Below are 12,101 nucleotides of genomic sequence, written 5' to 3' on the forward strand. Positions count from 1 at the left end.
GATCGGGCCGTGCGACCCCTCGGCCGGCCTCGCTCAGTCGGTGCCGAACTCCATGGCCGCGCGGTCGAGGGCGTCGTCCTGGTCGTCGACGTCGGCCGCCGACGGGTTGGCCGAGATGGCGGCCGCCCCACCGGGGGCGAGCTCGCCGACGAGCTCGTGGGTGTCCGCGCCGAGCAGGCCCTGGGCGGCGTACTGCTCGAGCTTGGCTCGCGAGTCGGCGATGTCGAGGTTGCGCATCGTCAGCTGGCCGATGCGGTCGACCGGCCCGAAGGCGGCGTCCTCGGTGCGCTCCATCGAGAGCTTCTCCGGGTGGTAGCTGAAGGCGGGGCCGGCGGTGCCCACGATGGACCAGTCGTCGCCGCGGCGCAGGCGGATCGTCACCTCGCCGGTGACGGCGGAGGCGACCCAGCGCTGGAGCGACTCGCGCACCATGAGCGACTGCGGGTCGAGCCACCGGCCTTCGTAGAGGAGGCGGCCGAGCTTGCGGCCCTCGGCGTGGTAGTTGGCGATCGTGTCCTCGTTGTGGATCGCGTTGAGGAGCCGCTCGTACGTGATGTGGAGCAGCGCCATGGCCGGCGCCTCGTAGATGCCGCGCGACTTCGCCTCGATGATGCGGTTCTCGATCTGGTCGCTCATGCCGAGGCCGTGGCGGCCACCGATGCGGTTCGCGGCGTCGACGAGGGCCACGGCGTCGGCATACTCGGTGCCGTTGATCGCGACGGGACGGCCGCGCTCCCAGCGCACCGTGACGTCCTCGGTCTCGATGGTCAGGGACGGGTCCCAGAACTTGACGCCCATGATCGGCTCGACGACCTCGATCGACTCATCGAGGAACTCGAGCGTCTTGGCCTCGTGCGTCGCGCCCCAGATGTTGGCGTCGGTCGAGTAGGCCTTCTCGGCGCTCGCCCGGTAGGGCAGGTCGCGCGCGGTCAGCCACTCCGACATCTCGTGGCGGCCGCCGAGCTCGGTGACGAAGTCGGCGTCGAGCCACGGCTTGTAGATGCGCAGGTGCGGGTTCGCGAGCAGGCCGTAGCGGTAGAACCGCTCGATGTCGTTGCCCTTGAAGGTGGAGCCGTCGCCCCAGATCGAGACGCCGTCCTCCTGCATGGCGCGCACGAGCAGGGTGCCGGTGACGACGCGGCCGAGGGGAGTCGTGTTGAAGTACGTCTTGCCGCCGCTGCGGATGTGGAACGCGCCGCAGGCGATGGCCGACAGGCCCTCCTCGACGAGCGCGCTCTTGCAGTCGACGAGACGCGAGATGTCGGCGCCGTACTGGCCCGCGCGACCCGGCACCGACTCGATGTCGGGCTCGTCGTACTGCCCGAGGTCGGCCGTGTAGGTGCAGGGCACGGCGCCCTTCTCTCGCATCCAGGCAACTGCGACCGAGGTGTCGAGACCGCCGGAGAAGGCGATGCCGACACGTTCACCAACGGGGAGCGACGTGAGGACCTTGGACATGGATGCAAGTATATGCACACCAGCGCATACCTATCCAATCGCCCGGGCCGCGCCGCCGCTCGGCGACGCCCGGACATCCGAGCGGCCCGGCCCCTGGGCAGGGACCGGGCCACACGGCATACGTCAGCGGGTCAGCTCTCGCCGCCCGCGTTGCCGGACGTGCCGGCGGTGACGTCGTCGAGCTGGTACTTCTCGGCCGCCCGACGCGGGACGTCGGCATCGACCTTGCCCTCCTTGGCGAGCAGCTGCAGCGTCCGCACGGCGACCGAGGGGCCGTCGATGTGGAAGAAGCGCCGCGCCGCCGCGCGGGTGTCGGAGAAGCCGAAGCCGTCGGCGCCCAGCGTGGCGTAGGTGCCCGGCACCCACTCGCGGATCTGGTCCTGGACGGCGCGCATGTAGTCGGACACGCCCACGACCGGGCCATCGGTGCCCTGGAGGCACTGGGTGACCCACGGGACGCGCTTCTCGTCGGTCGGGGAGAGGAACTCCTGCTCGTCGGCGGCGAGGCCGTCGCGGCGCAGCTCGTTCCACGAGGTCACCGACCACACGTCGGCGGCCACGCCCCAGTCGTCGGCGAGCAGCTGCTGCGCCTCGAGCGCCCACGGCACGCCGACGCCCGACCCGAGGATCTGCGCCTTGGGCGCGTCGTGCGTCCAGCCCTCCGTCTTCGCGGGGGAGATCCGGTGCATGCCGCGCAGGATGCCCTCGACGTCGACGTCGTCCGGCTCCTTGGGCTGCTGGATCGGCTCGTTGTAGACGGTGAGGTAGTAGATGACGTTCGACTCCTCGGCCGTCTTCCCCTCGCCGTACATCCGCTGGAGGCCGTCCTGCATGATGTGGGCGATCTCGTAGGCGTAGGCCGGGTCGTAGTGCACGACCGCGGGGTTCGTCGCGGCGAGGAGCGGGCTGTGCCCGTCCGCGTGCTGCAGGCCCTCACCGGTCAGGGTCGTGCGACCGGCCGTGGCGCCGATGAGGAAGCCGCGGGTCATCTGGTCGGCGGCAGCCCAGATCGAGTCGCCCGTGCGCTGGAAGCCGAACATCGAGTAGAAGACGTAGATCGGCACCATCGGCTTGCCGTGCGTCGCGTACGACGTGCCGGCAGCCGTGAACGCCGCGAGCGAGCCAGCCTCGTTGATGCCGAGGTGCAGGATCTGGCCGCTGACGTTCTCGCGGTAGGCGAGCATCAGCTCGGCGTCGACCGGCGTGTAGTTCTGCCCGTTGGGGTTGTAGATCTTGATCGTCGGGAAGAACGCGTCCATGCCGAACGTGCGCGCCTCGTCGGGGATGATCGGCACGATGCGCGGGCCGAACTCCTTGTCGCGCAGCAGGTCCTTGAGCAGGCGGACGAACGCCATCGTCGTGGCGACCTCCTGCTTGCCCGAGCCCTTCTTGACCTGGGCGTACGCCTCGTCGCCGGGCAGCTTGACCGGCTCGAAGTCGACGCGGCGGCTCGGCAGCGTGCCGCCGAGCTTCTGGCGACGGTCGATCGAGTACTTGATGACGTCGCTGTCGGCACCCGGGTGGTAGTACGGCGGCTGGTAGGGGTTGGCCTCGAGCTGCTCGTCGGTGATCGGGATGCGCAGGCTGTCGCGGAAGGCCTTGAGGTCGTCCAGCGTCAGCTTCTTCATCTGGTGCGTGGCGTTGCGGCCGGCGAAGTGCGAGCCGAGGCCGTAGCCCTTGATGGTCTTGGCGAGGATGACGGTCGGCTGGCCGGTGTGCTCCCGCGCCGCCTTGTATGCCGCGTAGACCTTGCGGTAGTCGTGGCCGCCGCGCTTGAGGTCCCACCAGACCTGGTCGTCGCTCCAGCCCTCGACCATCTTGGCCGTGCGCGGGTCGCGCCCGAAGAAGTGGTCGCGCACGTACTTGCCGTCGTTGGCGCGGAAGGTCTGGTAGTCGCCGTCGCTCGTGGAGTTCATCAGGTGCACGAGGGCGCCGTCGCGGTCGGCCGCGAGCAGCGGGTCCCAGCCGCGGCCCCAGACGACCTTGATGACGTTCCAGCCGGCGCCGCGGAAGAACGCCTCGAGCTCCTGGATGATCTTGCCGTTGCCGCGGACCGGGCCGTCGAGGCGCTGCAGGTTGCAGTTGATGACGAAGTTGAGGTTGTCGAGCTCCTCGTTCGCCGCGAGCTGGAGCAGGCCACGCGACTCCGGCTCGTCCATCTCGCCGTCGCCGAGGAAGGCCCAGACGTCCTGCTGGCTGGTGTCCTTGATGCCGCGGTTGTGGAGGTACTTGTTGAACTGCGCCTGGTAGATCGCGTTCATCGGGCCGATGCCCATCGACACCGTCGGGAACTCCCAGTAGCTGGGGAGCAGCCGCGGGTGCGGGTAGGACGGGACGGCCTCGACCTTGCCGTCGACCTGGTGGCTCTTCTCCTGGCGGAAGCCGTCGAGCTGGGCCTCGGTGAGGTGGCCCTCGAGGAAGCTACGGGCATACATGCCGGGGGAGGCGTGGCCCTGGAAGTAGATCTGGTCGCCGCCGCCGGGGTGGTCCTTGCCGCGGAAGAAGTGGTTCATGCCCACCTCGTAGAGCGTCGCGGCCGACGCGTACGTCGAGATGTGCCCGCCGACGCCGATGCCGGGGCGCTGGGCGCGGTGCACCATGACCGCGGCGTTCCAGCGGATGTAGCGGCGCATCTCGCGCTCGACGTCCTCGTCGCCGGGGAACCACGCCTCGCGCTCGGGCGGGATCGTGTTGATGTAGTCGGTCGCCGTCAGGGACGGGACCCCGACCTGCTGCTGGCGCGCGCGCTCGATGAGCTTGAGCATGATGTAGCGCGCCCGCGTCCGGCCCTTCTCGTCGAGGACGGCGTCGAGGGAGTCGATCCACTCCTGCGTCTCGTCCGGGTCGATGTCCGGGAGCTGACTGGGGATGCCGTTGAGGATCGGGCCGGCCTCGGAAGCCACGTCGTGGGTCCTTTCTCGTCGCGAGGCGACGCTCACAGCCGGTCGGCCGAGGCGACGCACGCCCCCATCCTCTACCCAACGGTGGTGGTGGTCACAATTGGGTCCTCCCTGCGGACGCCGTCTGCTAGGTCGTCGGCGCCATCCACGGCCCGCTCGTCCGTGTCGTCGCCCGTGTTGTCCCGGACGGACCGCACCTTGCGCGATAGCGTCGGAGCCGATGCACTGATGTCGTGGCAACCGTGCCGCGTCGACGAGAGGACCGGTGACAGTGAGCGAGACCGCAGGTGCGGCGTCCTTCAGCAAGCTCGGATTTGCCAAGGGGCAGGTCATCCAGGAGTTCGGCTATGACGACGACGTCGACGACGACCTGCGCTTCGGGCTCGAGGACGTCATCGGGACCGAGCTGGAGGACGAGGACTTCAACGACGGGGCCGACGGGGTGCTCATCTGGTACCGCGACGGTGACGAGGACCTCGTCGACCTCATGGTCGACGGTGTGACGAAGCTCTTCGACCAGGGCTTCGTCGTGCTGCTCACGCCCAAGGCGGGCCGGGCCGGCCACGTCGACGCGAGCGTCGTCGAGGAGGCGGCCTCGACCGCGGGCCTGACGACCGGCGGTCAGGTCAACGTCGCCAAGGACTGGACCGCGAGCCGGCTCATGCCGCCGAAGGGCCCACGTCGCTGACGACCCCGCGGGTCTCCGGGCCGGGTGCCGGAGCGGCTTGTCCACGGTTGAGCGGCATGCGCGCCGGGATGTCACACTGACCGGCATGACGAACGCGCACCCGGTCGAGCGCCCCGTGCCGGCGCCCGCACCGCTCGCACCCCTGGGTGTCGGCGAGCAGGCTCCCGACTTCACCCTCGTCGACCAGTACGGCGTGGACGTCAGCCTGTCGGCCGTCCGCGGGGTGCGCAACGCCGTGGTCGTCTTCTACCCGGCGGCCTTCTCGGGCATCTGCCGCGGCGAGCTGCGCGAGATCCGCGACGGGCTCGAGGACTTCCAGGACGGCGACATCCAGGTCTTCGCGATCTCCTGCGACTCGATGTACACGTTGCGCGCCTGGGCCGATGCCGAGGGCCACTTCTTCCCGCTCCTGTCGGACTTCTGGCCGCACGGCGAGGTGGCCCGTCGCTACGGCGTCTTCGAGGACGAGGACGGCTTCGCCCTGCGCGGCACGTTCCTGCTCGACCGCCACGGCCGCATCGTCTGGACCGAGGTGCGCGGCATCGGCCAGGGGCGCGACTTCACGGCCTACCGGTCGGCGCTCGCGAGCCTCCGCGCCGGGCAGCGCGATGCCGTAGGCTGACCGCCGCCTGCCGCGGAGGACCGCGGTGCGTGAGGGGCCTGTAGCTCAGTTGGTAGAGCACCGCGTTTACACCGCGGGTGTCGTCGGTTCGAGCCCGGCCGGGCCCACGTGACCGAGCCCGCTGCCGACCTCCCGCTCCGCGACGTCGTCGCGGCGCTCGAGTCGCTCTACCCCCTGGACACCGCCGCCGACTGGGACCGCGTGGGTCTCGTCACCGGCGACCCCGACCAGCCCGTACGCCGTGTCCTCGTCGCGCTCGACCCGACCCTCGAGGTCATCGCCGAGGCAGCGGCGTGGGGCGCCGACCTGCTCGTGACGCACCACCCGCTGCTGTTGAGGGGCGTGCACTCGGTCGCGACCACGAGCGCGAAGGGTGCCTCCGTCACGGCGCTCGTGAAGGCGGGCATCGCCCTGTGGGTGGGCCACACGAACGCCGACGTCGCCGAGCCCGGCGTCTCGACGGTGCTCGCCGACGCTCTCGGACTGCTGCGCCAGCGCCCGCTCTCGACCGAGGGCGGTCACCCGGCCGGCCGCGTCGGCGAGCTGCCCGAGTCGGTCGCGCTGTCGGACTTCGCCGCCGCCGTGGCCGCGGCGCTGCCCGACACCGCCGCCGGCATCCGGGTGAGCGGCGACCCCGGCGCCACCGTCTCGACCGTCGCCGTCATGGGCGGCTCCGGCGACGACCGCTTCGACGACGTGCGCGCGAGCGGCGCGGACGTCTACGTCACGGCCGACCTGCGCCACCACCCCGTCCTCGAGGCCCGCGAGGAGGCCCGGGGCGGCCGGCCCTTCCTCGTCGACGCCGGGCACTGGGCCACGGAGTGGCTGTGGACGGCCAGCGCCCGCGACCGTCTGGTCTCCGCGCTCGAGCAGTCCGGCGGAGCGACTAGGGTCGAGACCAGAGTCTCAGCCATCCGCACCGAGCCGTGGACGTTCGTCGTCGGTGCGAACGCTGCGCGGGATGACCGCGCGGCACCCGAACCCGGAGGTGTGTCCTGAAAGCCGACCCGTCCCGCCAGTGGCGCCTGCTCGACCTGCAGGCCATCGACACGCGGCTCGACCAGATCGCGCACGCGCGATCGCACCTGCCGCAGACGCGGGCGCTCGAGACGGCCCGCAACGACCTGGCGAGCCTCGAGACCGAGATCGTCAACGCCCGCACCGCCGCGCACGACGTGCAGCGCGAGCTGACGAAGTCGGAGCAGGACGTGCAGCTCGTGCGTGACCGCGCCGCGCGCAACCAGACCCGTCTCGACGCGGGTCAGGGTTCGGCCAAGGACCTGCAGGCGCTGCAGCACGAGCTGGCGTCGCTGGCCCGTCGCCAGGGCGAGCTCGAGGACATCGAGATCGAGGTCATGGAGCGCTCCGAGCAGCTCGCGGCCCGCGTCACCGAGCTCGAGGCCCGTCGCGCCGAGATCGTCGAGCGCGTGGCGCAGCTCGAGTCGGAGCAGGACGCCGCCGTGCAGAAGCTCGACGCCGAGGAGGTCACGGTGGGCGCCGGCCGCGCCGACATCGTCGCCGGTGTCGGCGACGACCTCGTCGCGCTCTACGAGAAGATCCGCGCGAGCAGCGGGGGCCTCGCCGCGGCCGAGCTGAAGCACCGTCGGTGCGGTGGCTGCCGCCTGGAGCTCGGCAACGTCGACCTCAACCGCATCCGCACGGCGCCGCAGGACGAGGTCGTGCGCTGCGAGGAGTGCCGTCGCATCATGATCCGCACCGGCGAGTCGGGGCTGTGATCGGCCGGTGAGCGCAGCCTCACGAGGCGCGGGCCGACGGCTCGTCGTCGAGGCCGACGGCGGGTCGCGCGGGAACCCGGGGGTGGCCGGCTACGGCGCCCTCGTGCGGGACCCCGCGACAGGTCGGGTCCTCGTCGAGCTGGCCGCCCCGCTCGGCAAGCAGAGCAACAACGTCGCGGAGTACTCCGGCCTCATCGCCGGGCTGCGGGCCGTGCTCGACATCGAGCCCGGCGCGACCGTGCAGGTCAAGATGGACTCGAAGCTCGTCGTGGAGCAGATGTCGGGTCGCTGGAAGATCAAGCACGAGGACATGCGCCGTCTGGCCCTCGAGGCGCGGGACCTGTGCGCCGAGATCTCGCAGGCCGGCGGCAGCGTCGACTTCACGTGGATCCCGCGCGAGAAGAACAAGGACGCCGACGCCCTGAGCAACGAGGGCATGGACGGCGCCACCGTGCACCGCGTCCTCACCGACGGCGACGCGACCAGCGAAGCCGCGCCGGAGTCGGAGACAGCCCCCGAGGCGGAGGTGACACCTGCCCCCGCCCGTCGGTGGGGGGAGTCGCTGCGCCTCCTGCTCGTCCAGGCGCCGCTGGACGCGGCCGCCACGCCGCGCATCGTCCGGGCCGTGCAGCGCCTCGTGGGCGACGACGCCTCCGTCGTGGCCGCCGACGCCGGTCTCGCCGCCGAGGTCGGGCAGCACGTCGCGACGGCCCTGGGCGGCGAGGCGCGCACCTCGCCCGACTGGTCGGCGCAGGCACCCGGCGAGGGTGCCGACGAGCAGGTGCGCACGGCATACCGGATCCTCGTCGAGCGCGGGGGCACCGTGGTCGCCGTGACCTCGCGGCGCGGGGTGCTCTCGGTGCTGACCGAGGTGCTCGGCATTGCCGACGACCGCTTCTGGGCGCTCGCGACCGCGCCCGGCAGCCTCACGGCCGTCGAGGTCTGGGACGAGGGTTCGGCGTCGGTGGCGTTCACCAATCGGACCGACCATCTCGCCTGACGGACGCCGTGCGATATTCGCTGCATGAGCTATGCCGGTGACGTGACCCCCGAGCAGGCCTGGGCGGGCCTGCGCGACGAGCCCGGTGCGGTGCTCGTCGACGTGCGCACGCGGGCCGAGTGGTCCTACGTGGGACTGCCCGACCTCAGCAGCCTCGGCAAGGAACCCGTGCTGCTCGAGTGGCAGTCCTTCCCGACCGGCGCCGTCAACGTGGGCTTCACCGACGAGCTCGCCGCTGCGGGGGTCGCCAAGGACGCGCCGCTCTACCTGCTCTGCCGCTCGGGCGTGCGCTCCGTCGCCGCCGCCGAGGCGGCCACGCGCGAGGGCTGGACCCGCGCCCACAACGTGCTCCACGGGTTCGAGGGGCCGCACGACGACCAGCGGCACCGGTCCGTCGCCGGCTGGAAGGTCGCGGGCCTGCCGTGGGTCCAGGGATGAGCCAGGCACGAGGCCCTGCCACGTGGCGGCCCGACACCCTCGCCGTGCGGGGCGGTCTGGCGCGCAGCGGGTTCGAGGAGACCTCGGAGGCGCTCTACCTGACCTCGGGCTTCGTCTACGAGTCCGCCGAGGACGCCGAGGCCGCGTTCAAGGGCGACGTCGACCGCTTCGTCTACTCGCGCTACGGCAACCCGACCGTCGCCATGTTCGAGGAGCGGCTGCGCCAGCTGGACGGGGCCGAGGCGTGCTTCGCCACCGGCTCGGGCATGTCGGCGGTCTTCGTGGCCCTGGCCGCGCTCCTGGGCCAGGGTGACCGCGTCGTCTCGTCGCGGGCGCTCTTCGGCTCGTGCTTCGTCATCCTCGACGAGATCCTGCCCCGCTGGGGCGTCGAGACGGTCTTCGTCGACGGCGCCGACCTCGACCAGTGGCGTGAGGCGCTGTCCGAGCCGACGACGGCCGTCTTCTTCGAGACGCCGAGCAACCCCATGCAGGAGCTCGTCGACATCGCGGCCGTGACCGAGCTGGCGCACGCCGCCGGCGCGAAGGTCGTCGTCGACAACGTGTTCGGCACCCCGGTCTTCTCCCGCCCCCTCGACCTCGGGGCCGACATCGTCGTCTACTCGGCGACCAAGCACATCGACGGTCAGGGGCGCACGCTCGGTGGCGCGGTGCTCGGGCCCAAGGAGTTCATCGACGGACCGGTGCAGAACCTCATGCGCCACACCGGGCCGTCGATGTCGCCGTTCAATGCGTGGGTGCTCGTCAAGGGACTCGAGACGATGTCACTGCGCGTCGAGCGGATGGCGGCCAGCGCCCTGACGGTCGCGCGCTTCCTCGAGACGCACCCGCGCGTGACGCGCGTCGTGCACCCCTTCCTCGAGTCGCACCCGCAGCACGAGCTCGCGAGGCGACAGATGGCGGCCGGCGGCACCGTCGTGACGTTCGAGCTCGACGGTGGCAAGGACGAGGCGTTCGCGCTGATGAACGCGCTGCAGGTCATCGACATCTCCAACAACCTCGGCGACTCGAAGTCGCTCATCACGCACCCGGCGACGACCACGCACCGCCGGCTGGCTCCCGAGGCCCGCGTCGCGGTCGGCATCACCGACGGCGTGCTGCGCGTCTCGGTCGGCCTCGAGGACGTGCGCGACGTCGTCGATGACCTGGCGCAGGCCCTCGAGGCCGTGTAGGTCCCACCCGCCCGCTGCGTCACTGACCCGGGTTGCGGGTCAGTGACGTAGCCGCTGGGGGTGGACCGCGGCACGCGATGGGGGGTGTTCGCTACGTCAGTGACCCGGTTTGCGGGTCAGTGTCGTGGGCACCGGGGCGGTGTCGGGTCAGGAGGCGGTCGCCGCGAGGGTGACGGTCGCCGCCACCACGACCGTCACGGCGCAGAGGGCACCGGCGCCGGCGATGCGCCGGGCGTCGACCTTGAGGCCGGCCGAGCGGCACCGCTGGGCCCACAGGAGCGTCGCCACCGAGCCCCACATGGTGATGATGGGGCCGGCGTTCACGCCGACGAGCAGGGCGGCGAGCCGGGCGGAGGAGTCGGTGGCCGTGGGTTCCAGCGCGAGGTAGGCGGGGAGGTTGTTGATGCCGTTGGCAGACAGGGCGCCGATGCCGCTGACGCGCAGCAGTGACTGCAGGCTGTGGCCCTCGCCGACCACCGTCTGCAGCCATCCCTTGAGCCCCCACTCGAGCGCGGCGTCCACGACGAGGAAGAGGACGCAGACGCCGACCACGGTCAGCCACGGCAGGCTGATCCGCCGCAGCAGCTCGGGGGCGCGCCAGTAGGTCGCGGCGAGCAGGATCGCCGCGGCAGGCAGCGAGGCCAGCGCCGGCTGCACCCCGAGCACGAATGCCGGGGCGAGCAGCAGGCACACGACGCCCGCGATGCGCGTGAGCACGAGGTCGTGCGGCTCCTCCGGCGGCGGGGTCGTGTAGCCGCCGGTGAGCTCGCGCCGGTGCAGCAGCCACAGCACGGCGACCGTGGCCACGATCGCCGCGGCCGCCGGGGGCGCCATGAGCCGGATGTAGCCGAACGTGTCGACCTGCAGGTCCCGGAAGGGGTGCAGCGCGAGCAGGTTCGTCAGGTTCGACACCGGCAGCAGCAGCGACGCGGTGTTCGCCAGCCACAGCGTCGTCATCGCGAACGGCAACGGCGGTGCGCCCACCTGACGGGCCACGGTGATGGCGACGGGCGTCAGCAGCACGGCCGTCGTGTCGAGGCTCAGCAGGATCGTGCAGGCCACCGCGAGCACGACGACGAGCAGCCAAAGCACGGCCACCCGGCCCCGGGCGAGGCGCGCAGCCCGGTGGGCCGCCACGTCGAAGAGTCCGGACAGGTCGCAGATCTCCGCGACGAGCGTGATCGAGACGAGGAAGACGAGGATCGGGGCGACCCGTTCGACGAGCGCCCCGAGGTCGAGCGACACCTCAGGCCCTCGGCGTCGTGGCCAGCTGCCAGGGTCTCCCCGGGCGCGGCGGTGCGGTGAGCTCGACGTCGAAGCGCTCGGAGAGCCGCTCGGCCAGGGCGACCGGGTTGCGCGGGGCATCGGACTGCACGAGCTCGCGGGTGACGAGCCCCCGGGTGTGCTTGGCCATGTGCGAGGCGCCGGGCACGGTGACGTGCACCCAGTGCTCGGCGCGCGCGTCGCGCGGACGCCAGAGGCCGGCATACGTGCTCGAGCGGCAGTCGACGATGAGCTCACGTGGCTTGACCGCGGCGTCGAGCGCGGCGGGGAGCGCGCGCCGCCACTCGGTCGTGAGCTGGCCGACGCCGGGAAGCGTCGTGCAGACGTTGACGCGGTAGGGCGGCACGCGGTCGCCGAGGTGCAGCGCGCCGAACATGGCGGAGACGACGACGACCCAGCGCTGCGCGCGCCGCTTCGAGGCGGCGTCGAGGGAGCCGAGGTCGAGGGCCTGGTAGAGCACGCCGGTGTAGACGTCGGAGGCCGCGGCGGTCGGGCCGGTGGCCAGCCGGGTGTTGCGCTCGATGTCGGCGACGAGGTTCGGGCTGACCCCGAGCGTGGTCGCCGCGTCCGGCTCGCCGCTCACGCCGGCCACGGCGTCGACGAGCGCCTCACGGAGCGGGGTGAGCTGCGGGAACGACAGGGCTCCGAGGTCGAGCGACCGACCCCGCCGCGGCGGCGTCTTGCCCTCGGACGGGGGGAGCAGGATCAGCACGGGGGCCAGCCTAGGCATCGGGGCTGCGGAAAGCCCATTCGACGACACGACGCGCGCAAAGCGGTGGACGCGC

General features: G+C 71.7%; 11 protein-coding genes and 1 tRNA gene. 8 read left to right on the forward strand and 4 right to left on the reverse strand.

What is annotated here, in order from left to right; translation table 11 throughout:
* Positions 1 to 33: 33 nt before the first annotated feature.
* Positions 34 to 1,458, reverse strand: coding sequence for an argininosuccinate synthase (argG, locus tag ABD979_RS07700; protein WP_345506872.1), 1,425 nt, complete (start codon positions 1,456 to 1,458; stop codon positions 34 to 36).
* A gap of 131 nt (positions 1,459 to 1,589) precedes the next feature.
* Positions 1,590 to 4,361, reverse strand: a complete 2,772-nt coding sequence (aceE, locus tag ABD979_RS07705) for a pyruvate dehydrogenase (acetyl-transferring), homodimeric type (RefSeq protein ID WP_345506873.1) — start codon at positions 4,359 to 4,361, stop codon at positions 1,590 to 1,592.
* Between the two features lie 268 nt (positions 4,362 to 4,629).
* On the opposite strand from aceE, the gene ABD979_RS07710 reads away from it, so the two are divergent.
* From ABD979_RS07710 to ABD979_RS07745, 8 genes are all read left to right on the forward strand, one after another.
* Positions 4,630 to 5,046, forward strand: a complete 417-nt coding sequence (locus tag ABD979_RS07710; protein ID WP_345506874.1) for a DUF3052 domain-containing protein — start codon at positions 4,630 to 4,632, stop codon at positions 5,044 to 5,046.
* An 85-nt stretch (positions 5,047 to 5,131) separates the two neighbouring features.
* Complete coding sequence (locus tag ABD979_RS07715) at positions 5,132 to 5,668, forward strand: peroxiredoxin (RefSeq protein ID WP_345506875.1); 537 nt, start codon at positions 5,132 to 5,134, stop codon at positions 5,666 to 5,668.
* Positions 5,669 to 5,702: 34 nt separating this feature from the next.
* Positions 5,703 to 5,775 (forward strand) — tRNA-Val (locus ABD979_RS07720).
* Position 5,776: 1 nt separating this feature from the next.
* Positions 5,777 to 6,667 (forward strand): Nif3-like dinuclear metal center hexameric protein, encoded by an 891-nt coding sequence (locus ABD979_RS07725; protein ID WP_345506876.1) that lies wholly within the window; start codon positions 5,777 to 5,779, stop codon positions 6,665 to 6,667.
* A gap of 86 nt (positions 6,668 to 6,753) precedes the next feature.
* Positions 6,754 to 7,404 (forward strand): zinc ribbon domain-containing protein, encoded by a 651-nt coding sequence (locus ABD979_RS07730; RefSeq protein ID WP_425583939.1) that lies wholly within the window; start codon positions 6,754 to 6,756, stop codon positions 7,402 to 7,404.
* Positions 7,405 to 7,411: 7 nt separating this feature from the next.
* Entirely contained in the window at positions 7,412 to 8,404 is a 993-nt protein-coding gene (locus tag ABD979_RS07735; protein ID WP_345506878.1) for a reverse transcriptase-like protein, read from the forward strand.
* A 24-nt stretch (positions 8,405 to 8,428) separates the two neighbouring features.
* The gene (locus ABD979_RS07740; protein ID WP_345506879.1) at positions 8,429 to 8,842 is read left to right on the forward strand and encodes a rhodanese-like domain-containing protein; all 414 of its coding nucleotides are present in this window, start codon (positions 8,429 to 8,431) and stop codon (positions 8,840 to 8,842) included.
* Complete coding sequence (locus tag ABD979_RS07745; RefSeq protein ID WP_345506880.1) at positions 8,839 to 10,032, forward strand: O-succinylhomoserine sulfhydrylase; 1,194 nt, start codon at positions 8,839 to 8,841, stop codon at positions 10,030 to 10,032. The genes ABD979_RS07740 and ABD979_RS07745 overlap by 4 nt, the downstream gene beginning before the upstream one ends.
* A 147-nt stretch (positions 10,033 to 10,179) precedes the next feature.
* Here ABD979_RS07745 and ABD979_RS07750 read toward each other — a convergent pair whose 3' ends face one another.
* Both ABD979_RS07750 and ABD979_RS07755 read right to left on the reverse strand, forming a co-directional pair.
* Entirely contained in the window at positions 10,180 to 11,277 is a 1,098-nt protein-coding gene (locus tag ABD979_RS07750) for an SLC13 family permease (protein WP_345506881.1), read from the reverse strand.
* A 1-nt stretch (position 11,278) separates the two neighbouring features.
* Complete coding sequence (locus tag ABD979_RS07755; RefSeq protein WP_345506882.1) at positions 11,279 to 12,028, reverse strand: YaaA family protein; 750 nt, start codon at positions 12,026 to 12,028, stop codon at positions 11,279 to 11,281.
* Between the last annotated feature and the right edge of the window lie 73 nt (positions 12,029 to 12,101).

It is taken from the genome of Terrabacter aeriphilus, assembly GCF_039542985.1.
GTDB lineage: Bacteria > Actinomycetota > Actinomycetes > Actinomycetales > Dermatophilaceae > Terrabacter > Terrabacter aeriphilus.